Annotated in this window: 17 protein-coding genes and 3 pseudogenes; 13 read left to right on the top strand and 7 right to left on the bottom strand. The window is 40.9% G+C overall.

Annotated features, from left to right (window positions below; genetic code table 11):
- Nucleotides 1-146 precede the first annotated feature (146 nt).
- Entirely contained in the window at nucleotides 147-4,535 is a 4,389-nt protein-coding gene (locus NLP_RS05935) for a hybrid sensor histidine kinase/response regulator (RefSeq protein ID WP_104905576.1), read from the top strand.
- A 236-nt stretch (nucleotides 4,536-4,771) separates the two neighbouring features.
- Here the strand turns inward: NLP_RS05935 and NLP_RS05930 are convergent, their stop codons facing one another.
- Together NLP_RS05930 and holA are read right to left on the bottom strand one after the other, a co-directional pair.
- On the bottom strand, nucleotides 4,772-5,254 hold the full coding sequence (locus NLP_RS05930; protein ID WP_104905575.1) for a DUF4168 domain-containing protein: 483 nt from the start codon (nucleotides 5,252-5,254) through the stop codon (nucleotides 4,772-4,774).
- Between the two features lie 109 nt (nucleotides 5,255-5,363).
- Nucleotides 5,364-6,353 carry a DNA polymerase III subunit delta gene (gene holA / locus NLP_RS05925; protein WP_104909789.1) on the bottom strand — a complete coding sequence of 330 codons (990 nt, stop codon included), beginning with the start codon at nucleotides 6,351-6,353 and terminating at the stop codon, nucleotides 5,364-5,366.
- Between the two features lie 343 nt (nucleotides 6,354-6,696).
- Here holA and NLP_RS05915 point away from each other — a divergent pair, with 343 nt between their 5' ends.
- A complete protein-coding gene (locus NLP_RS05915; protein ID WP_199784770.1) occupies nucleotides 6,697-7,485 on the top strand; it encodes a DUF1868 domain-containing protein in 789 nt (262 codons plus the stop codon).
- Nucleotides 7,486-7,623: 138 nt separating this feature from the next.
- Here the strand turns inward: NLP_RS05915 and NLP_RS05910 are convergent, their stop codons facing one another.
- Together NLP_RS05910 and NLP_RS05905 are read right to left on the bottom strand one after the other, a co-directional pair.
- Nucleotides 7,624-8,409: an RDD family protein gene (locus NLP_RS05910; RefSeq protein ID WP_104905573.1), complete on the bottom strand. Its 786-nt coding sequence runs from the start codon at nucleotides 8,407-8,409 to the stop codon at nucleotides 7,624-7,626.
- A 45-nt stretch (nucleotides 8,410-8,454) separates the two neighbouring features.
- Complete coding sequence (locus tag NLP_RS05905) at nucleotides 8,455-9,300, bottom strand: hypothetical protein (protein ID WP_104905572.1); 846 nt, start codon at nucleotides 9,298-9,300, stop codon at nucleotides 8,455-8,457.
- Nucleotides 9,301-9,380: 80 nt separating this feature from the next.
- On the opposite strand from NLP_RS05905, the gene NLP_RS05900 reads away from it, so the two are divergent.
- The 9 genes and pseudogenes from NLP_RS05900 (at nucleotide 9,381) to hppD (ending at nucleotide 17,084) form a co-directional block, all read left to right on the top strand.
- Entirely contained in the window at nucleotides 9,381-10,355 is a 975-nt protein-coding gene (locus NLP_RS05900) for a stage II sporulation protein M (protein WP_104905571.1), read from the top strand.
- 82 nt (nucleotides 10,356-10,437) lie between these two features.
- A pseudogene (locus tag NLP_RS05895) lies at nucleotides 10,438-11,003 on the top strand (Uma2 family endonuclease).
- Between the two features lie 43 nt (nucleotides 11,004-11,046).
- Nucleotides 11,047-11,256: a hypothetical protein gene (locus NLP_RS05890; protein ID WP_104905570.1), complete on the top strand. Its 210-nt coding sequence runs from the start codon at nucleotides 11,047-11,049 to the stop codon at nucleotides 11,254-11,256.
- A gap of 166 nt (nucleotides 11,257-11,422) precedes the next feature.
- Nucleotides 11,423-11,545 (top strand): annotated as a pseudogene (locus NLP_RS35470) (phosphate ABC transporter substrate-binding protein PstS); the annotation flags it as partial.
- Nucleotides 11,532-12,203: a phosphate ABC transporter ATP-binding protein gene (locus tag NLP_RS05880; protein WP_104905569.1), complete on the top strand. Its 672-nt coding sequence runs from the start codon at nucleotides 11,532-11,534 to the stop codon at nucleotides 12,201-12,203. The pseudogene NLP_RS35470 and the gene NLP_RS05880, both read left to right, overlap by 14 nt.
- A gap of 659 nt (nucleotides 12,204-12,862) precedes the next feature.
- Nucleotides 12,863-13,642 carry a phosphate ABC transporter ATP-binding protein gene (locus NLP_RS05875; protein ID WP_104905568.1) on the top strand — a complete coding sequence of 260 codons (780 nt, stop codon included), beginning with the start codon at nucleotides 12,863-12,865 and terminating at the stop codon, nucleotides 13,640-13,642.
- 186 nt (nucleotides 13,643-13,828) lie between these two features.
- Nucleotides 13,829-15,115 (top strand): IS1/IS1595 family N-terminal zinc-binding domain-containing protein, encoded by a 1,287-nt coding sequence (locus tag NLP_RS05870; protein WP_104905567.1) that lies wholly within the window; start codon nucleotides 13,829-13,831, stop codon nucleotides 15,113-15,115.
- An 81-nt stretch (nucleotides 15,116-15,196) separates the two neighbouring features.
- Complete coding sequence (locus NLP_RS05865; RefSeq protein ID WP_104905566.1) at nucleotides 15,197-15,901, top strand: SDR family oxidoreductase; 705 nt, start codon at nucleotides 15,197-15,199, stop codon at nucleotides 15,899-15,901.
- A 106-nt stretch (nucleotides 15,902-16,007) separates the two neighbouring features.
- Entirely contained in the window at nucleotides 16,008-17,084 is a 1,077-nt protein-coding gene (hppD, locus tag NLP_RS05860) for a 4-hydroxyphenylpyruvate dioxygenase (protein WP_104905565.1), read from the top strand.
- A 95-nt stretch (nucleotides 17,085-17,179) separates the two neighbouring features.
- Here hppD and NLP_RS05855 read toward each other — a convergent pair whose 3' ends face one another.
- Nucleotides 17,180-17,785, bottom strand: a complete 606-nt coding sequence (locus NLP_RS05855) for a hypothetical protein (protein ID WP_104905564.1) — start codon at nucleotides 17,783-17,785, stop codon at nucleotides 17,180-17,182.
- A 242-nt stretch (nucleotides 17,786-18,027) separates the two neighbouring features.
- Here NLP_RS05855 and NLP_RS05850 point away from each other — a divergent pair, with 242 nt between their 5' ends.
- Nucleotides 18,028-18,720, top strand: coding sequence for an HAD family hydrolase (locus NLP_RS05850; RefSeq protein ID WP_104905563.1), 693 nt, complete (start codon nucleotides 18,028-18,030; stop codon nucleotides 18,718-18,720).
- A gap of 155 nt (nucleotides 18,721-18,875) precedes the next feature.
- Here NLP_RS05850 and NLP_RS05845 read toward each other — a convergent pair whose 3' ends face one another.
- Entirely contained in the window at nucleotides 18,876-19,502 is a 627-nt protein-coding gene (locus NLP_RS05845; RefSeq protein WP_104905562.1) for a CPP1-like family protein, read from the bottom strand.
- 648 nt (nucleotides 19,503-20,150) lie between these two features.
- Here NLP_RS05845 and NLP_RS05840 point away from each other — a divergent pair.
- Complete coding sequence (locus tag NLP_RS05840) at nucleotides 20,151-20,870, top strand: response regulator transcription factor (RefSeq protein WP_104905561.1); 720 nt, start codon at nucleotides 20,151-20,153, stop codon at nucleotides 20,868-20,870.
- 664 nt (nucleotides 20,871-21,534) lie between these two features.
- Here NLP_RS05840 and NLP_RS05835 read toward each other — a convergent pair.
- Nucleotides 21,535-21,726, bottom strand: a pseudogene (locus NLP_RS05835) (DUF2811 domain-containing protein); the annotation flags it as partial.
- Nucleotides 21,727-21,907 lie beyond the last annotated feature (181 nt).

The following is a 21,907-nucleotide window of genomic DNA, read 5'->3' as shown; positions in this document are numbered from 1 at the left end:
ACTCCAAATTGTGTAAGAAAAAATATGCACAGAGATAGATTAAAAGCCAATCAAGGGGTAACATACAATACAAAGGATAGAAATAGTTAAACCGTAAGAAGTACGTAAATTTACTACGCTAGATAGATGCGGTTAAAGAACACTCAATGTTAAATATCAACCGCTTGCAGCTGCAAGATATATCTAAAATGCCTACAAATTCACTTGTGGCAAAAGTCGCAAGTGCGATCGCTGTTTTTGTTGGCAGCTTGGTACTAGTTGGTTGGTGTCTTGGCATTGAAGTTCTTAAGCGCGGCTTCCCTGGTAGTCCTGCCACAATGAAAGTCAACACAGCACTGTGTTTTGTGCTGTGTGGTGTGTCGCTATCGCTATTTTTAAAAGGAGAGCAGGGGAGCAGGGGAGCAGGGAAGCAGAGGAGCAGGGGGGAAAGAACAATTCAAAATTACCCGCACAGTTCCACAGCCCCCTTGCCCACACTCACTCTTCTCATCTCTCAGGTCTGTGCAATAGCTGTCACCACAATTGTGGCACTTACCCTCTGTGAATATCTGTTCGGCTGGAATCTTGGCATTGATGAGCTGGTGTTTCGCGATTCACGAACTAGTATAGCGACATTGTATCCGGGGCGAATGGGGGTGAACACAGCACTGAACTTTATACTGGTCAGCGTCGCCCTAGAGATTTTGATTCATCCAAAAACCCACCGCAGTTATTGGTATGCCCAGATTATCGCTCTGATTGCTACTTTAATTTCCTTTCAAGCACTGATGGGCTATGCCTACAAAGTGAAAGTTCTCTATGGACTTGCCCCTTATACAACATCAATGGCGTTACACACAGCAGTGTTGTTCCTCTTGCTAAGTATGGGCATTCTGTGGGTGCGGGCAGACCAGGGGTTAATGAGGGTAGTTACAAGTGATAGTTACGGCGGCTTACTTGCACGTCGTTTATTAATTGCAGCGATCGCAGTACCTTTTATATTGGGGTGGGTAATTGTTGAAGGTCAACGAGCAGGACAATACGATCCGGCATTTGCAGTATCGGTGTTTGCGATCGTTCTGATTGTGATTTTTACTATTTTGATTTGGCAAAGTGCTAGGGTTATTGAACGCCTCAGCTATCAACGCGATCTTGCCCAAAAAGCACTGAGAACCTACGAAGCTAAACTAGGGAGTTTTGTAGATGCTAACGTCATTGGCATTCTGTTTGGCGATGTGGATGGCGGTATCCAGCAGGCAAACGACGAATTATTAAGGATGATTGGTTACACGCGCGAGGATTTGTTAGCCGGTAGGTTAAGTTGGCGCAATATCACACCACCAGAGTATCTATACTTGGATGAGCGAGGTGTTGCCGAAGCCCAAGGAAATACCAACGCTGCTTGTACGCCCTACGAGAAAGAATTTATTTGCAAGGATGGTAGCCGTATCCCGGTTTTAGTTGGTTACGTGTTGCTAGGAGAAAACCGCGAAGAGTCAGTAGCGTTTATCCTCGATTTGAGCGAACGCAAACAAGCAGAAGCAGAACAACAAAAATTAGCATCCCTGGTAGAAAATAGCTCTGACTTTATCGGCATTGCCACTCTTGAGGGTCAATTACTCTACATAAATGATGCAGGTCAAAAGTTGGTAGGGTTTACCAACCTTAGTGAAGTAAGGCAAAAAGCAGTATTAGATTACTTCATGCCCAAAGACAAAGCCTATTTTCAAGAATATATACTGCCGACTGTACTATCAGAAGGGTGCTGGCAGGGAGAATTCTGCTTTCGGCATCTCCAAACAGGTCAACCGATACCAGTTGATTACAATATCTTCACTGTTACAGATAACAACACAGGTCAGCCAATTGCCTTAGCAACTGTGACTCGCGACATCAGTGAGCAAAAGCAGGCCAAGGAACAAATATTACAACTAAATAGGGATCTACAGCGCCGGATTACTGAATTACAAACTTTGTTAGAGGTAATTCCTATTGGAATTGGCATTGCCGAAGATCCAGAATGCCAAAATATTAAGGTCAACCCTGCTTTTGGCAAGCAGTTGGGAATATCCTCAGATACAAATGGCTCCCTCAACGCTCCCGTGGATGAAAGACCGACAAGCTTTAAAATCTACCGCGAGGGAAGGGAACTTTCAACAGAGGAACTCCCAATGCAGTACTCTGCTACTCATGGTGTCGAAATTCTCGATTGTGAACTTGATGTCGTTCATGAAAATGGCAAAATCGTCAAGCTGTTGTACTATGTTGCTCCCCTGTTTGACGAAGAGGGTAAAACTAGAGGAAGTGTCGGTGCATTTTTAGATATTACGGAGCGCAAACAGGCAGAGGAAGTACTCCTAAATCAGCAAAAATGGTTAGAGGATGTGTTAAATCTGATGCCAAGACCTTTGCTGTTTATCGAACCAGGAACGGCGCGGGTAACTTTTGCCAATCGCTCTGCCGACGAATTAGCTGGGGGCGAATTTCCCAAAGGTGTACCAGCCGTAGATTACCACACAGTCTACCACTACACAGATGCGATCGCCAGCCGCATCCCCAATGAACTTATGCCAGGAGTGCGGGTTGCCCGTGGCGAACGCCTGAATGGATTGGAGGTGGACTGGCACACTCCGGCTGGTGTGCGCTCTCTACTAGTATTTGCTGATACCTTGCCAGCAATGCACGGTCATCCAGCTACCTGCATCTTAGTGTTCCAAGAAATCAGCAACCTCAAGCAGGCAGAAAAAGCACTTTCATTAGGTTACAAAAGGCTAAAGCTACTATTTGACACAGCCAACGATTTACTATCAAGCCAGGAACCAGTACTACTAATCGATAGCGTCTACCAAAAACTAAGAGACCAAATTGGTTTAGATATTTACTTTAACTATTTGGTTGAGGATAACTCTCAAGTAATGCGGCTAGAGTCTTACAGTGGCATTTCCCAGGAAATGGTACAGGAAGTTGAGTGGTTAACATTTGGTCAAGGAGTTTCTGGTGGTGTAGCGCTCTCACGCCATCCTATAGCTGTAGAGAATGTGCAGCAATCAACTGACTTGCAAACAGAATTGATTCGCTCTTTAGGTATTACTGCTTATTATGCCTACCCATTGCTCGCCCAAGGACGGCTATTGGGTACTCTTTCTTTTGGCAGCCGCACTCTGTTAAGCTTCACTGACAATCAAAAAGGGATGATGCAAGCAGTATGTGACCAAATAGCGATCGCAATGGAACGGGCTAGTTTAATTGCTTTTTTGCAACAACAAACTGAGCAGTTGCAAGAAGCCAACCGGATGAAGGATGAGTTTCTAGGAATATTGTCTCACGAATTGCGATCGCCCCTGAATGCCATCCTTGGCTGGGCGCAATTACTGCAACGAAGCAAGCTCAGTGATACCCAAATGGCTAGAGCAACGGAGACAATTGAGCGCAACGCCAAAGCGCAAACCCAGCTAATTGAAGACTTGCTGGATATATCGCGGATGAGTAGAGGTAAGTTACGCCTCGATGTCCGTACTTGTAATTTAGTTCTCATAATTGAGTCAGCCATCGAGACTGTTAGTTTAGCCGCCCAATCCAAGGAAATCGATTTGAGATTTTCCCTCATTCCTTCAAAAGAAACGCGAAATGCGCCACCGGGGATACTCCCCGTGGTAACAATCGAGCCAAATTCAGATTGGGGATTAGGAGTTAATCGCGAAAATCTCGAATTTTCAGCAGCACAATCCCAAATCAATCAACACTCAGAGGACAGCAAACTGGGCGAAAATTCTCAATTCTTAGTTTCCGGGGATTTCGAGCGCTTGCAACAAATCATCTGGAATCTGCTATCCAATGCCATCAAATTTACACCCGTTGGAGGAAGGGTAGAGGTGCAATTGTCAGTAATCAGTGGACAAGAAAAACAACAGACAACAGATAAATATGCCCAAATTCAGGTGATTGATACAGGCATTGGTATCAGCCCTAATTTTCTTCCTTACGTTTTCGATCGCTTTCGTCAAGCTGATAGTTCTAACACTAGAATCTATGGTGGATTAGGACTAGGATTAGCGATCGTCCGTCATTTAGTAGAATTACATGGTGGTACTGTCCATGTAAATAGTCCAGGTGAACAGCAAGGAGCAACGTTTACAGTCAAACTACCACTTCTAAAGAATTCTTCCCTTCTCTCCCTGCTTGGTGTGCGCGTGCTGGTAGTAGACGAGCAAGCCGATACCCGTGAATTCATCACCACAGTCCTCGAACAGTACCAAGCCGAAGTTAAAGCTGTAGCATCAGTTTCAGAAGCATTGCAGTTAATTACACAGTGGAAACCAAATGCTTTAGTCAGCGACATCAGTATGCCCCAAGAGGATGGTTACTCTTTGATCCATAAAGTGCGATCGCAACCACCAGAACTAGGGGGAAATATTCCAGCCGCAGCGTTGACAGATGATACTAAAGAAGAGGATCGGCTGCGAGCTATACAAGAAGGTTATCAGCTACATTTACCTAAACCTATTAAAGCCGCTGAGTTAGCTACAGTAATCGCCAGCCTTGTTGGACGGACTTAAAAATGGGGCTTTGGGGAATATGAATTAAATTCTGCCCAATGCCTGATTTGCTTTTTTTTTATATCAAAATTTATACAGCATCATTCAGAATTCAGAATACAGAATTCAGGAGTAAAACACGCTTTATCATTTTTCATGAATCAAATAGGAATCCTATATAATGTCCGAATAATTAGTTATGATTCCCATAGTAATTAACCACTTACTTACTACGTGCTTTTAAGTAGCCCTTCTACTTACCGAGATTCGGGAGGTTGTTGCAGCCGTAATAGGGTATTATAAACCTGGCTTTTTAAGATAGTATTATTTTGTAGTTCTATAGTAATTTTGTTGAACTGTTCAAATCTCAAACCATTATCTTCAACAATTTTTTGAGCGTGATTACAGTAGTTCACTGCGATATCTTGAGCCTTCTTTGGAAGACCATTTATGCTATTAGAGTCGTTGCAAACAATCTGGGGAATTTCTCCATTGCCAATAAGTTTTTTAATTTCTTCAAAGGCATTTTGACGGGCTGGCTCCATTGCTAGCACGGCTTGAGCGTAACTGTCGATTTCAGTATTGTTAACTATTGGTGGTGGAGTTTGAGCCTCAGCTTTGGAACTGAATGAAAAAGCGTTGGAAATCACACTTACACTAGCGATCGCGCCGAAAAATAATGATTGCGAAAGGATTCGCTTTCGGCTAGTTCGAGAAAATAAATCGGAAATTTTCTTCATATAGTATGTGACACAAAACTAGATCAGGGATATTATAAGAACTTTGAATTATTTTCGGAGTTGGAAGTTCCAGGAACTGCTCAATAGATCAAGCTTTTATATTTGATTGTCAATTTCCTCGGCATACTTGACAAAGTTCGATGACTTTAGTCTGGAGTGTTGACATTTCTGATGCTCCTTGCTTAAGGCTAACTTCTAACTCCAGTAGTAGGGGTAAGCAAGAGATTAACTGTTGTACAGAAAGCAGCTTGATTTCTTGCTGTAAGAAGTAAATCCGTTTGGGATTACCGATATCAGCGGCAATAGCGATCGCTTGTTGATTCCGTTCCCCACTTTCTATCATAATCTTGACCCACAGCCAGGTGCGAAATTGTCCAATCAGTGTGGCAACTATCCGTAATCCCGGCTCGGAAGCATTGCTCAAATCTGCCAAGGTTGTCAAAGCTTTAGCTGTATCTCCTGTTCTGATTGCTGCTGCTAATTGTAAGCTATTTTGAGTAGTATTTCTTACTAACTTCGTAACGGTATCTGTATCTAAAGGCTTATTACTACCTTGGGCATATAACCGTAATTTTTCTAACTCATTGTAAAGAAGCCGTGTATCATTTCCTACAGATTCTGCCAACAGATGGGCAGTATTGGCAGTCAGTTTCACACCCACAGTCTGGGCTGCTTGATTAACAGATTGCACCAGTAATTCTGTTTTCCAAGGGGGAATGAGGGGAAATTCTCGGAATTCGGTAGCAAACTGTTTTAACAATTTCGTGGATTTGAGACGTTCATCTGGCTTGTTGCGACTGGTAAGCAATAAAAATGAGTTTTCGGGAATGACTCTTAGCGATCGCCCCAATTCTGCCAACACATTCTCTGGACAGTGCTGACACAGAGTAGTATTTATCAGCCATACCAAGCGCCCACCAGCGCCAAAAGTAGGCGTCATCACCTGATTTAACCCCTGGATAGGAGCATCAGATCGATCTGGGGAGAATGCAGTGTAATTGAAACTTGTCCATTGGGGATCGAGGACGCGATCGCGCAAAACAGCGATCGCCTTTTCCATCGCAAAATCATCCTCACCCCAGTAAACATAGATTGGCATAGATAAACCTTGTAGTAGATGGGCATCGGGCACAAAAGGCAGAGGTGCAAAGGGGAAAAACTTACTGCAACTTCTCCTCAGTCACTGAGCGTAGCCGTTCGCGCAGCGTCTCGTAGAGAAGTGCTGCTCCCCTGGTTACTGAGCGACTTGCCCTGAGCCTGTCCTGAGCGTAGCCGAAGCGCGTAGCGATGCACTGAGCTTGTCGAAGTGTCGAAGAGAGTCGAAGTATGCTCCCCTGCTTCTTCATCTCCCCCTCCCAAAAACTAAATACTTTTGAAATCATTCTGTCAATCAAGGTAATTTTCCCTAAAATCTATCAAGTGAGAGCGTGAGGCTATGAAGATTGGACGACAACTATCAAACTTACTTAAATCGGTTAGCAAGACTGACGCTGCCTGAAGCCTACAGATCCCAAGCCCAGCATATTCAGGAATCTTCTAAATTTCAGCTAGATTCTGGGTTGAGACAAGCAGCATCCTTTCCTGGCTATACGCTAATTACCCCGCCGCCAGAAGAAGAATCACAAAACTCTGCTTTCTATGCCAAATTACAGACTTACCAACAGGAACTTTTGCAGTTGCCTGTAAACCGTAATTTGATTGTACCTGTACCTCCTGCTAGCTTCCATCTGACTTTAGCGGATTTAATTTGGGACAATGCTTACCTTGATGCCTACGAAAAAAATCCTAAATTTGATGAGGAGTTACACTCTTGTTTAGCCGAAATATTTCAAAGATATCAACAATTGATGACAAACAGGAGTCATCCAATTAAATGGCAAATGCTGGGACTAATACTGATGCCAAGAGCTGTAGCCATTTGTTTAGTCCCCCAAGATGAACGCTGTTACGAGGAAATTATTCAATTTCGCCGAACAATTTATCAAAATCCCAAGTTAATTGCCTTGGGTATTGAGCAGCATTATCACTTCACGGCCCATGTTACATTAGCCTATTTTGGGGAGGTTCCATCTGACCTAGACCGCATAAGCTTCAGCACTATGCTTTCTCAATTGAATGAACAATGGCTGTTGAATTTGCCAGAATTTTTGATTGATCGTGTTGAATTACGGAAGTTTGACAACATGACACGTTATTATCGTGAATCAGACTGGCCGATTTTAGATTTTTAAGTAATTAGTTAGTAATTAGTAGTCAGTAGTTTCCACTCACTGACTACTGACTACTGATTATTAGTTATGTCTGCCTGAAAATAGATAATAAATTTTAATCCATCTATTTAAAACCATGCTCTAAACAAAATCTCCAGCCTAAAATTCCGGTTGTTGATAACCGAGGTAAATTGCTTCTAAAAAAACATCAGGTGTAACAGCTTCTGGCAATTTTTCTAAATGAATAATAGCTTTAACTTGCTCGGCTAGCTTTAGAGATAGTGAGGCTCTTGCCTTTAACGACATTGCAGCACGTCGCTGTAAATACTCACGAATCACAGCAAAATCATCTGGCATCAATTGCGAGAAATCAGCAATTTCGATTAACTGTTCATGAAGTCCTTTTGCCTGTTCTGAAATTGTCAATTTTGCAGATGCAGTGGGTGTTTGGGCTTGAATGACAATTGTGCCAGCTGCTAAATCACCTAAGCGCTTTTCACGGCTACCCAACATAATTAAAAAAGCACCAATAAACAAAGTTTCATCAAAGGGTCGCAGTAAAGCACGTAGCGTTGCTTGTTGTAGCCCGATCAGTCTACCATCATCTCGAACTACGCGAATTTTAGCAACCCGTTTACCAGGAGTTTGCCCAAACCATAAGGTTTCAAAAAATACAAAATAGCCGATGTAAATTGCAAAGGCGATAATGAAGAAAATTGCTAACAACCAAATGTCTAAACTTGGTAAATTTGTAAAAAAGTATTCAACAAAATTTAACAGCTGTGTCGAGAAGACACTCCAGGTAAGGACAAACAGAAGTAAAGTTATACCCAATACTGTATAGTCAATCAGGAGTGCCAAAGCTCGATTCCCGATTCCCGCTAGAGTGAATTCCAACTCTACACTTTCTGGAGTCTGGAATGTAATGCGATTAAAAAAGCGCATATTTTAAATAATTCAAAATCAATAGAGTTGGATTAAGGTGTTGGGTTAACGAAAATCTTGTGAGGGAGGTTCTCGTAATTGTAAACCTAAACCTTCACGCCGACTACGCAAGTCCAAGTATAAAACAGCTTTTAGTGCTTGCCAAAATGGCATGACTAAAACTCCACCGATCAAACTTCCAATCACAGAAATAAGATAGACAATCGAGTAAATAGCAGTACCAGGCTCAAGCCTGATTAGGAATAAGCTAGGTATATAGTTTAATACAAACACCAACGGCATTGTAACGATAAAAGCAACTAAAACAATGCCTTGAATGCGAAATACTGAGGCTTTAGTTAGCTCCCAACTTCTGGCAACACTTTCGCCACCATTGATATTTTCCTCAACTGCTAAGGGCACTTCAGCTACTATCCAACGGGAATAAAACCAGGTTAGTCCTAACAGCACAAGAACTACCGTTACAATTACTCCCATAATGGTGGCTGTAATACTTGCACTAACACCTAATACCCCTCCTAATACTCCTCCGATCAACCCACCAAGCACAGCGCCCACGATCGCTAGTCCAATATAAATTACCAACAAAGATATACCTACTTGCAAAGCAAGTCTTAAAAATGACCAAAGACGTGGATTAATATGGCTTCTGGCAGTTTGAACACCTTCAGGCTGGTAAATTAATTCTCCAAAAGCCAAGCGTGAAATTAGTCCAGAAATGGCTGCATATTTTGCCCAACCATACACAGGAACCAGAATCCACAAGTGAGCGATCGCAGCTAGATTAAGATAAGTCTTCAAATGAGAACGATACAACCGTACCGCAGCACTGACAACGTTACCAATACTCAGTGGTTGTATCTGACCGGAAGATCCAAAGTTTTCAGACATAATGCTAAATTTCCCTTGAAATTACGGAGATGAATTTGAGGCTATCTTAAGCTAAGTTAAACTCAGTGTTCCCAAAATTCATGAATATTCAACGTTGGATTGCGCGACGAGAACCAAATTGGCAGCGTTTGGATGCCCTATTAAGGCAGATAGAAAAAAAAGGGTTAAAGTCTTTAGGGGCAGCAGAAATTAGAGAGTTAGCGAGTTTGTATCGTTCAGTAACGGCAGATTTGGCACGTGCCCGCACTCAGCAAATCGGCAATACCTCGATCCAAAGTTTACAATCTTTAACAACTCGTGCTTACACGCAGATTTACCAAGGTTCGCGGCGGCAGGAATGGCAGGCAATCCTAGAATTTTATCGTTGGGGATTACCATCAGTAGTCCAGAAAACATTTGTATATATTGCTGCGGCTACGGCGCTGTTTTTACTGGGGGCACTAGTGGCTTGGTGGTATTCCTGGCAAAACCCCAGCTTTATGCCTTTGATTGTACCTGAAAGCTTGATTACCAAGGTGCGAGATGAGCATAAATTATGGATGGGTTCAATTGTCGGTGTTGAACCTCTAGCATCCAGCGGGATCGCGATCAATAATTTGTTGGTATCTTTTGGGGCTGTCGCCGGTGGTATGACTGCTGGAGCATACACAGCCTATTTGATGATATTTAATGGTTTATTAATTGGTGCTGTTGGTACTTTAGTTGGTCAAAATAATCTGGCTTATCCTTTTTGGGCCTTTGTGTTTCCGCATGGTTCTTTGGAATTACCAGCGATCTTTTTTGCAGGGGGTGCGGGATTTTTATTAGCAAGAGCAATTTTATTTCCTGGTAAATATCGCCGTGGGGATGCACTGAAATTTTATGGTTATCAGGCAGTGCAGCTAGTATTTGGGATTGTACCAATGTTGATTATTGCTGGTGCGATCGAAGGCTTTTTCTCTCCTAATCCCAGCGTACCTGAGCCGATTAAATATCTAGCAGGAATAGGATTATTTATACTTTTAGTGCTGTATTGTAACCGCAAGCAAACAGGAAATAATTTAGATGGCGGCTGATTAGCAAATTTAAAAAGTATTTTAGAATAAGGTAAATACTAACTATGTAAATCAATCATCATAAATTGAAGTTAGGATAATCATGGTACAAACATCAAATAAAATATTGACGCTAGAAGAGTTTCTCACACTACCAGAAACTAAACCGTATTGCGAATACATCGACGGTAAAGTAATTTCAAAACCTATGCCTCAAGGAAAACATAGCACTATTCAAGGAGAACTCTGTCCCACAATCAATTCTGTTATCAAAGTCCAAAAAATGGGTTGGGCTTTTCCAGAATTACGTTGCACTTTTGCAGGACGTTCTATAGTTCCCGATGTCGCTGTATTCTCTTGGGCAAGGCTTCCTGTAGACGAAAATGGTGTGCCAATACATTTTCCGCAGCACCCGACTGGATAATCGAAATTCTCTCCCCCGAACAAAGCCATACAAAAGTTACAAAAAAAATCTTACACGCTCTCAATCACGGAACTCAAATGGGTTGGTTAATTGACCCTGATGAGCGATTCATTGCTGCTGATCCTGCAAGACAACAACCCTTACCTTTTGAGGAAATTGAGTCTGTTTTACCAGTGCCAGAATTCTGTCAGGGGTTACAGTTGACGGTAGGTGATATTTTTGGATGGTTAAAGGTGATTATGTAATAAATATTTCGTTGAGCCAACTTACGATTCTTGCACTGAAAATATGCTAAAACGCATCATCACCGAACTATCTGATGAACAAGAGGCAATGCTTCCCATTTATAGGGATAAGTGGCGATCAATACAAATATCAACTGAATCAATTGAGCAAGAAAAAGTCGCAGCAATAATCAAAGCTGCTTATGCAGTGAGTAATTATCCTGAGCCTGAGATATTATTCTATAGCAGTCCTATGACCTTAAAAAAGTATTAGTATATTTTCACTCAAATAATTTAGTCAAAAAAAATATTTTAATTGAATACTTAAACATATCTTAATGTCTTGCTTCTCAATTGTTAAATAAGCTTTAACCATAAAAATTGTAGCCTCTTTAAGACTGGAATAACAGCAGTAAAATATTCCTTAAATCAGAGGTAATATGATTTTTTCGACCGCCATATTGAATCGTGTAGTTGCTACTTCAATGGTGACAACTTCTGTCGCACTTAGTCCATTTTTTGGTGCGATCGCACAAGCTGAAACTCTCAATGGTGCAGGAGCCTAGTGGTTGTGGTAAATCTACCTTCATCAAAATTCTAAATCGCATTAGCGAATTAGAAGGGCCTGTAAAAGTTGAAGGATCTGTAGAATTTTTTGGTCAGAATATTTACGATCCTCGTGTCAACATCAATCGGTTACGCCGGCAAATTGGTATGGTGTTCCAAAAACCAAATCCTTTTGGGATCAGCATTTACGAAAATGTTGCCTACGGTATGAGAATAGCAGGCAGATATTCAAAATTAAAATTAGATGAAATTGTTGAATCTGCACTTCACAGCGCTGCTCTTTGGGATGAAGTCAAAGATAAGCTGGATAAATCTGCTTTAGGGCTTTCTGGTGGTCAACAACAAAGATTATGTATAGCCCGTGCTTTAGCAGTCAAGCCGAAAGTTCTGCTGATGGATGAGCCTTGCTCGGCTCTTGATCCCATCGCCACCATGAAAGTTGAGGAACTGCTCCATAGTTTACAGTCTGAGTTGACGATTGCGATCGTTACCCACAATATGCAGCAAGCCGCTCGCGTCTCTGATTTTACGGCTTTTTTTAGCACCGATGAAAGTCGGATTGGTCAAATGGTTGAATTTGGCGCTACAGAGCAAATCTTTAACAACCCATTAGACCCCCGCACCCGCGACTACATTTCCGGGCGTTTCGGTTAAGGGACTTCCAAGCGTGAATTATTGATTTTTGTCGATCTAGCTTGCACTAAAAGATACTCATAAAATGTAGCTTACAAAAGTTACTAATTTATCTTTATAAAAAACTAATTCCTCACTGTCTATGAGATAAGTAAGTAGGTGAGAATAATTCAAGCTATATTAACTAATGTAAAAAATATTTAAATTAGTTTGTAGTGAGGGCTTTAGCCTACTTTGAGGCTGAAGCCCTCACTACAAACCTTTAATTATTTACGTCGTCCTACTTATATACAGAGGAATTCAGAATTTAGGAGTAAAACACCCTTTATATCTGGGTTACAGACTTTGCTTGTGTACCTCACTAACTTGAAATCTGCTGTATGATATTCGTATTTTGATTTCTACGTCACTATTTTAAATCGAACTAGACCCAATCCTTTTTCATAAACAAGGATGGTATATAGGTCAATGTGCAAAAGATGGGTATAAAAAGTCTGTAAAAGATACATTTTGAAATACAGTCTTGATACAAATATCTAGTAACACTTTATTTGCTGTATGGCTACTGTTTAGCTACGTAGGTTCCATGAATATATCCTTTTGGGAGTAACATAGTGAAACAGCATTGCTGATTTGTAGTGTTTTAGTTTGTCAAGTTTTGTTTCATACGTTTTGGGAATATGAGTAAACTAATTCCAGCCATCAGAGTCAAAAACTTCAGCTTCTATTACGAAACTAAAAAGATAGTTGAAGGCGTGTCAATGGATATTTATCAAAACCAAGTCACGGCAATTATTGGTTCTAGTGGTTGTGGGAAGTCTACTTTTCTTAAATCGTTAAATCGCATGAGTGAATTAGAAGGAGATGTGAGGGTTGAAGGAAGAGTAGAATTTTTTGGGCAGAGTATTTATGAGCGTCGTGTCAACATCAATCGCTTACGTCGCCAAGTTAGTATGGTTTTTCCCAAACCAAATCTTTTTCCCATGAGCGTTTACGATAATGTTGCTTATGGGGTGAAATTAGTTGGATGGTATCCGAAAGTAGAATTAGATGGAATTGTTGAATCTGCCATCAAAGCTGCCGAACTTTGGGATGAAGTGAAAAATAAGCTGCACAAATCTGCTTTAGAGCTTTCTGGCGGTCAACAGCAAAGATTATGTATTGCCCGTGCTTTAGCGGTCAAGCCGAATGTTCTTTTGATGGATGAGCCTTGTTCAGGTCTCGATCCTATGGGTAGTATGAAAATCGAGAATTTGATCCATAACTTGCGTTCTGAGTTGACAATTGTAATGGTTACTCACAATATCCAGCAAGTTACTCGCCTATCTGATTTTACGGCTTTCTTTTATAGTAATGAAAATCGGATTACTCAAATGGTTGAATTTGGTACTACAAATAAAATCTTTACTAACCCTGTGGATTCTCGCACCCGCGACTACGTTTTCGCTCGCATCATTTGAAGTGTTTCTTAAATTCTAGCCATTCAGAGGGTTACTATATGGTGCAAGTGGAAATGAGGGGTTAAATTGAATTTCCGCTTGCTTTAAGTTTTTCTTATATTGGGCAATGCGATCTGATATTGACAGTATTTTTTTATACTATATATTTAAAGACAAGTATCTGCTCTAGACCACCTGAATCATAAAATGAAATGTCCCCGGTGCGAATCTACTTCATATCGTAAAAATGGTCGTCGGAATGACAAGCAGAATTACCTCTGCAAAAATTGTGGTAAACAATTCCTTGAGCCTGTATTCTCTCATTCCCTAGAAACTGACTTGCTTCCTAACAGCAACGGACATACTAAAGTATCTACGCCTGAAGCGACGGAACTTTCTTTAGTAAAAAACCTGCCAGAAGAAAAAATCACAGAGAAAAGTCTTGGCTCTTGTAGTTTGACATTAGCTGAACAACTGCTGCAAACTTTATTATCACCTGCTTGGTTAGAATCTACTGCGTTCAGCCAATTTATCCAAAAATTTCAACAAAAAACTGAAATAAAACATCAATTAGAAACAGGAATATCTCTTCTACTTTTGGATGCAGAGAACTTAAAATTAGATGTTAATTCAGAATTATTTTTAGCTAGTGTCTGTAAGTATCCTCTCCAATTTAAAATGGCATTTGCGAACTGGAGAAATCCAAGTATTGGAAAGCAAGATATTGAACTATATAACCGTGGCTATCAACTTGTCCACGTACCAGAGGGTAAGGATAGTGCTGATGCAAAAATGATCGCTTATGGTGCTTGTGTTTCACGCTCTTATCCAACAGTTAAAGAAATATTAGTCTGCTCTAACGATAGAATTTTAATTCACCTTTGCAACGAACTCCAAAACCAAGGATTAATTGTCTATTGGGTACGTAGACAAGGGCAAACTTTACATATAGAAAACCGGAATACTGGCAAATTAACTCATTATTCTTTAGCAATGGCAACAGAAGTTCCATCTTTGGAAAAAGTGGTTGAGCAAATTCAAGACTTAATTAAAAACGAACAAGATTCTATTAATACTCGATTACACAGTTTAGCAACTATTACAAGTTTATTTCAAGAAAGATCCAATATCAATAATAAATCTAATCCTAAGCAACCAGAAATTGAAGAAATTATCCCTATTATAGAAGATTCATCTGCACAATCTATTCAAGAAAAAGAAAAAGAGGATTCTGCGGAAATTCCTAATGAAAAAATATTAAATAAATTACTATTAAAAATTATTCAAGATATACAAACCAAGTCTCCCCAAACTAAGTTATCTGTGTCTAAACTAGGTTCAGAGTTACGGAAAATAACCGGAGAGTCTCCTAATTCAATTATTAAAAAATTAAAATTAGGTTCCAATTTTACCAAATATTTAGAATCATCTCCCACATTTACATTAAAAATGAGTGGCAAGGAATATGAGGTAATGCCGCTACTCTCCGAATAGATACTTTCTGGATGTTTACGTATAACCTGAGCCTGTAATTCTATATTATGTAAAAAGATGTAAAGAAATATAAATAATACGATGCAGGATAAAGTTGTTGTTATTGTCGGTGCTAGTGGTGGTATTGGTTCAGCTTTAACACAAAAACTTGCGCCTACCGGAGTCCGGTTAGTACTGGCTGCTAGAGATGCAGTTCGTTTAACCACACTGGCTGCTGATTTACCAGGAGAAGTTTTGACTGTTCCCACCGATATTACTGACCCACTACAGGTAGATACTTTGATTAAAAAGACTATCGCTGAGTTTGGTAAAATCGATATTTTAGTGAATGCAGCTGGTGCTGGTATACTCAAGCCCTACAACAGCCTAGAACCTGCTGATTTAGACAAGATGTTAGATGTCAACTTAAAAGGTAGCTTTTATACAACTCAGGCGGCTGCTGAAGAGATGCAAAAATGCAAGTCTGGTCACATCTGTAATGTGGTTGGAATTCTAGGCAAGCATTCGATGGGGATGGCAGCAGCTTATTCGGCTTCTAAATTTGGTGTTGTCGGTTTCAGCAAGTGCATGGCAGAGGAACTCAAGCGTTTTGGTATCAAGTTCACGCTATTCTACTTTGGTGGGGTAGATTCTCCTTTCTGGGATAACGTCAACCTAAAAGTAGACCGAAAAAAAATGCTTAGTCCTGAAACTGCTGCCAATGCAATTTTCTTTGCCCTTTCTGCCGAACCGCAAGCTGTGCCAATGGAAATTAACATTCAACCTGATAGTCATTTGTTCTTTTAGAGTGGGAGTACGCTTACATAATTCTTGCTTAGGAAAGACGTGAAAATCTAGCAGAAAAGGCAAAATTTACAGATATATAAACTGTTATGCTGGATTTTCAATATTTATGAAAATTGATCGCGTTCATTTCTATGTAGAAGACGCCAAAATGTGGCGGGATTGGTTTGTACGCCATCTTGGTTTTCAAGCAGTAACCGATCGCATCAGTTCATTTCACACTTGTACAGAAGTGGTAAAAAGTGGTGATGTCTGCTTTTTTCTATCTTCACCACTGTTGCCTACAAGTCCAGTAGCTGAATTTCTGCGGCAATATCCACCTGGTGTTGCAGATGTCGCTTTTGTTGTCGAAGATGTCGAAGGCGCGATCGCCCTAGCTCAAAAACACGGTGCTACAATCCTACAACCCATCCAGGAACGCCAAGAGGGTACGAGATTCATCAAATGTGGCAAAATTGCCGCTTGGGGTGGACTGACCCATACATTGATAGAAAGGTCATTAGTCAGTGGTCATTTGTCATTGGTTTTTGACAAAGGAGAAATGACTAATGACAACACTTTTACCGCCATAGATCACGTAGTTTTGAACGTGGCAGTTGGTGAATTGGATCGTGCTGTGGCTTGGTACGAAAAAATCCTAGATTTTCAACCCCAGCAAGCATTTAAAATTAAAACCAATCGCTCTGCTTTACACAGCCAGGTGATGGTTTCGCGCAATGGTAGCGTTCAATTGCCCATTAATGAGCCGGCTACCAGCAATTCTCAAATTCAGGAGTTTCTTGATGTCAATCGGGGACCAGGAATTCAACATATTGCCTTGCGGACGACTAATCTTGTGAGTGCGATCGCCAAATTTCGTGCCAGTGGTTTATCTTTACTCTCAGTTCCCCAAACCTACTATTCGCAGCTAAAACAACGTCCTGGACTTCCATTATCAGTTTTGGAACTTGAAGCGATCGCGCAACAGGAAATTCTGGTGGACTGGCAAGAAAATACTCCCGCAGAAGGAGGAAATACCGCACCCTTATTACTACAAATTTTTACCCAGCCAATATTTGAACAGCCGACATTTTTCTTTGAGTTTATTGAACGCCGTTTCCAAGCTAAAGGTTTTGGCGAAGGTAACTTTCGCGCCTTATTTGAAGCTATTGAAAGCGAACAAATCAAACGCGGTACTTTGCAATGATGCCTGAGTACAAAATATCAATACTTCCTTAAAAAGAGTTTACAAAAAAACCTTAGCTAGTAGGATGCGCTACGGCAAAACGCCTAACACATGGTTCACGACACAGGCAAAAGTTGGATAATTTCTCCAGGATTTCTCTTAGGATATTCACGCCAAAGTAGATTGTACACCTGTAGTAAAGACTTTTTTTCAGGATCATCATCAGAATAACTTAATGCTAATTCGTAGAAGTCAGCAAAAGCTTCTTGAATTTCATACCCTAAAAATTGGCTAACGAAACTATGTTTTCCAGTAATAACAAGGAAATCTAGCTTAGTCCCAACAATGACCCAATCAGGCTCTCCAGCATACAGTGTAAACCAAAAATGTCCACATTCATGATTAAACTCTGCAATAGCTTCAGCCGTTGCTGGAAATACAAATGCAGAGGGGAATGCTTTTAAAGGCTCAAATGCTATTGCTACAATTTCTTGATTCCCATGTTGCAATACTGTTTGTAAGAGTTTAATTTCATCTTCTTCAGAAAAGTGATCTCCACTTTCAGTTGGTACGGCAATCCAGTCGGACTGCTTAATAATATTAAGTTTACTAGGCTCGACAGTACTTCCAGAACCGATTACAACTTTATTTAGTGTTTCCCTAAGTTTAGTTACTTCTTCATCATTGAAAATAGGCTTTAAAAATTTCCATTCTTCACTCATAATTTCCCTGAAGGTGATAATAGCTTATATCTAAATTTAGTGTGTTTTTTACTACCTACTGGAACAACTTGTATAATTAGAGAACCTTGCGTACTATTATTCCGAACGCTGATTGTTGAAATATATTGTTATATCTGGTAGTTCTTGAGCTAATTTTTGTGCAGGGCTTAAATCACGCTGTTACTCTCCAAAAATAGCCATATATCTGAGATAATTGTAATAAAAATTAACATTTTCCGCCGATGCTAAGACTGATTACTGACTTCGACGGCCCCATTATTGATGTTTCCGAACGGTACTACCGTGTTTATCAATTCTGCTTAGACAAAACCCGTCGCCCAGATCAAGTAGTGCAAGAACTTCCGAAAGCAGAATTTTGGCAGTTAAAGCGATGGCGCATTCCCGAAAAACAAATCGCCTTAAATTCTGGGTTAGACGAAGCCCAAGCCCAAGAATTCGCCCAGTTGCGGCGGCAAACAGTGCATACAGAACCTTACTTTCACTATGACAGCCTCGCACCTGGTGCTGTGGATGCACTGTTAAAAATTCAACAAGCTGGAATTGATTTGGCAGTGATGACAATGCGCCGATTTCGGGAACTAGATTATGCTTTCCAAAAACACGATTTAGGGAGATTTTTCCCAGAAGATCGTTGTTATTGCTTGACTAACGACTACGTTAAAACTCGCGATATTGAAGATAAGCCCTTGTTGATGGCTAGGGCATTAAAAGAACTGCCCCCGGCTGCTGATACCTGGATGGTAGGCGATACGGAAGCCGACATCACCGCTGCGAAAAATTATGGGATTAAGGTGATGGCTGTGGAATCTGGAATTCGCGATCGCACCCAACTAGAACTTTATCACCCCGACTTAATCGTTAAGGATTTTAGCGCTGCTGTAGATATAGTTCTAAAAGCTAAACACCTTGTTTAAAAAGGCTCTGTAGCTGCAACAGATTCAATTAATCAGCATTCGGGTTGCAAATTAAAATAGGAGTCAGAATAGGTATTCCGACTCCTGACTTTTTTATCTCAGAAGAACACACATAAACCATGTCTTCTTTATAGAAACTTGCTGACGGCAGTGGCTTAACGTAGAAAACTACTAACTAACCACAACAATATAAACGTCACTACACTAGAGAACTGATTCGTTTCCAGACTAATAAATGATATTTGTGGTAAGAGCCAGCTAGCAACTAGTCCCCCAACGATTAGGCCAATTATTAAACTGACCAGGGTGAACAGAACTGCTCGGCCAAATTTGCTTTCCTTGCGATTAAGAAAGTAAATACTAGTGCCTACGCCAACCACTAATGCTAACTGCAAAACCTGATCGCCTCCCTCTGGATAGAACAGGCTAATAGAACTCAAACCGAGAAACCAAGCTCCTGGTAAGAGTATATCCGCAGGCGTTGGCTGATCCAGCATCCGTTGCAGCCATGCGGGTGACTGCTCGCGAGGGGTTGGACTTTCTTTCGGAGGCGATTGCACTCGCAACTCTGGAAACCGTATCCGCTCAGGGACTTTGATTTTACCTTCCTGGCGCATCCGTAAGCGATCCATTAAAATCGCATCGTAAGCCGCCTCAATCACTTCCAAATGCTTGGCATCGCCATTATGTTGCTCGAATAGGCGATTACGAGCATCCTGAATTTCATCGAAGCTAGCCTCTTCTGATACCCCAAGTTTTTCGTAGGGATTTTGATCGCTCATGGGAGTTTGTTACTTCAGCCTCAGTCAGCGGCAGTCTTTTATCGAATAAAAAACAGCTTTAGGTTTTATTTTGATCGAAACTAAAGTCTCGATCTATTTATATGCCCTACCAGGATAGTAGCACGGGTTAGTTTGATCGACTTTGTAATTTCAACTATAGTCACTTTAACATATCGCTATAACTCCGTGTATACCCTCATGTCGTTGTCTAATTCTGGCTCTAATCTAGAATTTGAACGGAGAGTACCTAAAATTCATGGTTTTTATGAAAAAATCAACTTTACTGTTTCAAATTTGGCAACTTACTGTGCCCTAATAGAGTTTTTTTAATTATACTGAATAATCGCTTGTGGTATATATCCACATATCGATTTAAAATTGAAACGTTTTAAGTTACCACCTAACTGGGATCGAAAAGGTGTCTTGCTATCAAGAACGGTTGCAGTTCAAGTCAGAGCGCTTATATACTGTTGGCTAATAGAAGTTTCGCCTTCTGATTGCCCACAATCCTGATTAAAGTATTTCTTTTTGAACGATCGGGATTCTTATACCGTAGCCATGTAGATTCTTAGTTAGTCCTAAAGTGGCAACTGCGTTTTCACGCAACTCTCTTGTTAATCTTACGAATTTTTGTGCAAAGTAATGGTCATGGCTCCTGCCAAGATTCTTGTTGTTGACGACGACCCTGCGGTTCGGAATTTAATCCAACGCTTTTTGATTAAGCAGAACTATCAGGTGGAGGCTGCCGAAGATGGAAAGACAGCCTTAACTCTATTTGAGCAATTTAACCCTGATTTGGTGATTCTAGATGTGAATTTACCTGATGTCACAGGGTTTAACCTCTGCCAAGAGATGCAAAGTCGTAATGGTGTTTTTGTTTTGATGTTGACTAGCCGTGCTGACGAAGCTGATAAAATTCGCGGCTTTGCTAAAGGTGCTGACGACTATCTCACCAAGCCTTTTGGGCTAGGAGAGCTAGAAGTCCGAGTTGGAGCTATTTTGAGGCGTCAGCGAGTGATAACTACGGCCGAGCAGAAACGCTTGGTATTTGAAAAACTTATGATCGATCCAGTGCGACGGGAGGTAGCACTTAATAACCAAGCAGTACCCTTAACTGCTCTGGAATTTGACTTGTTGCATTTTTTAGCTAGTCATCCAGGTCGAGTTTGGCGGCGGGCAGAATTAATCCAAGAGGTGTGGGATTATGAATATGTCGGCGACCAGCGGGTCGTAGATGTGCATATCGGCCAAATTCGCAAGAAGATTGAAATTGATGCTAGTCAGCCAGCATTAATTCAAACTGTACGTGGCGTAGGCTATAAGTTTGAATCTGCTGCTCACCCCCAGCAGTTGGAAGGCAAGTCCTGAGTTTATAGTCTAGAGTTTTTTAACTCTTGACTGTTAACTCTTGGGGGAGCCATTAGGGAATTTCTTTGGCTTTAGTAAAAGACAAATTTAGACAATCAAAATAGGTAGATATTCCTCAAATACAGACCAAACAGTTATTTGAGATATTTATTTATCTATTTAAAACAGTGGACAGGGGAGAGAGTCCATTGGAAAATATTTCTTTGTATGTGACCGTTTTGGTATATATAACGTCACTTATATTGGCGTTTGTAGGACACATAGCTGTGGATTAGCGTCAACTTAGGCTATAAGTCCCCTTAAAACTATTGTTTCTAGCCTCTGTCTGGAAACGCTGCTTCATTGGGCTGGTGCTGTAAGTCAGAGAAGCGACAGCCCCAAAATAGGCATTCCCAGTCGGAGACAGAGAACAAAGGTAAATTCTGCTTTATTACCAACTAGTTTTGGCAATAAGAGAAACTATTAGAACTTTTTTAAGGATCGGAATCTACCGATCTTTTTTATTGTAATATTGCCGATCGCTATTAGCTTAAGATCCCGTTAATGGGGCACGGCATACCGTGCACCATTAATCGGGGAATAACGCCCTTCATACCACTACCTATGGGGTGTCTAGTAAATTAGCTGTTGCTGGTGAGTCGGTACAGGGCATTTTTACTGTGGAGTGGTGAAACAAAGTTTCCAGATAGACTCGCGCAACCCGGCGATCGCTATCTCCATTTTGGAGTAAAAACAATGATAGCGCCGCCGTCAATACTCTGTTTTCATCCCAATCGGGATGGGTTTCTAAGTAGTATTTTAAGGATTCGTGGAGTGTTTCAGGAATTTCTGTAAAGATGCTAACCGTTGCTTTCATGAGATTTTCCTCCTATGAGGATAATCAAGAGGGACAAGTTGCTTGCGTTAAAGCGGTTTAGGGCTTCACACGCTCTTTCGCTATCCCGACAATCTGCACTTACATCTGGTAGTAATATATTTTACATATTTGATGTCAACAGTTGAACGGATTACAAAAGCAAGCCGCATCATTGTGCGCC

Origin of the sequence: Nostoc sp. 'Lobaria pulmonaria (5183) cyanobiont', assembly GCF_002949795.1 — a bacterium.
GTDB lineage: Bacteria > Cyanobacteriota > Cyanobacteriia > Cyanobacteriales > Nostocaceae > Nostoc.
This window is presented reverse-complemented; position numbering and strand designations above follow the sequence as displayed.

What these genes read in the sequence shown, in the direction of transcription:
- NLP_RS05935 (WP_104905576.1), top strand. Translation starts at nt 147, where the DNA reads ATGTTAAATATCAACCGCTTGCAGCTGCAAGATATATCTAAAATGCCT.
- NLP_RS05930 (WP_104905575.1), bottom strand. Translation starts at nt 5,254, where the DNA reads ATGAAGAAAATTTCCGATTTATTTTCTCGAACTAGCCGAAAGCGAATC.
- holA (WP_104909789.1), bottom strand. Translation starts at nt 6,353, where the DNA reads ATGCCAATCTATGTTTACTGGGGTGAGGATGATTTTGCGATGGAAAAG.
- NLP_RS05910 (WP_104905573.1), bottom strand. Translation starts at nt 8,409, where the DNA reads ATGCGCTTTTTTAATCGCATTACATTCCAGACTCCAGAAAGTGTAGAG.
- NLP_RS05905 (WP_104905572.1), bottom strand. Translation starts at nt 9,300, where the DNA reads ATGTCTGAAAACTTTGGATCTTCCGGTCAGATACAACCACTGAGTATT.
- NLP_RS05900 (WP_104905571.1), top strand. Translation starts at nt 9,381, where the DNA reads ATGAATATTCAACGTTGGATTGCGCGACGAGAACCAAATTGGCAGCGT.
- NLP_RS05890 (WP_104905570.1), top strand. Translation starts at nt 11,047, where the DNA reads ATGCTAAAACGCATCATCACCGAACTATCTGATGAACAAGAGGCAATG.
- NLP_RS05880 (WP_104905569.1), top strand. Translation starts at nt 11,532, where the DNA reads ATGGTGCAGGAGCCTAGTGGTTGTGGTAAATCTACCTTCATCAAAATT.
- NLP_RS05875 (WP_104905568.1), top strand. Translation starts at nt 12,863, where the DNA reads ATGAGTAAACTAATTCCAGCCATCAGAGTCAAAAACTTCAGCTTCTAT.
- NLP_RS05870 (WP_104905567.1), top strand. Translation starts at nt 13,829, where the DNA reads ATGAAATGTCCCCGGTGCGAATCTACTTCATATCGTAAAAATGGTCGT.
- NLP_RS05865 (WP_104905566.1), top strand. Translation starts at nt 15,197, where the DNA reads ATGCAGGATAAAGTTGTTGTTATTGTCGGTGCTAGTGGTGGTATTGGT.
- hppD (WP_104905565.1), top strand. Translation starts at nt 16,008, where the DNA reads ATGAAAATTGATCGCGTTCATTTCTATGTAGAAGACGCCAAAATGTGG.
- NLP_RS05855 (WP_104905564.1), bottom strand. Translation starts at nt 17,785, where the DNA reads ATGAGTGAAGAATGGAAATTTTTAAAGCCTATTTTCAATGATGAAGAA.
- NLP_RS05850 (WP_104905563.1), top strand. Translation starts at nt 18,028, where the DNA reads ATGCTAAGACTGATTACTGACTTCGACGGCCCCATTATTGATGTTTCC.
- NLP_RS05845 (WP_104905562.1), bottom strand. Translation starts at nt 19,502, where the DNA reads ATGAGCGATCAAAATCCCTACGAAAAACTTGGGGTATCAGAAGAGGCT.
- NLP_RS05840 (WP_104905561.1), top strand. Translation starts at nt 20,151, where the DNA reads ATGGCTCCTGCCAAGATTCTTGTTGTTGACGACGACCCTGCGGTTCGG.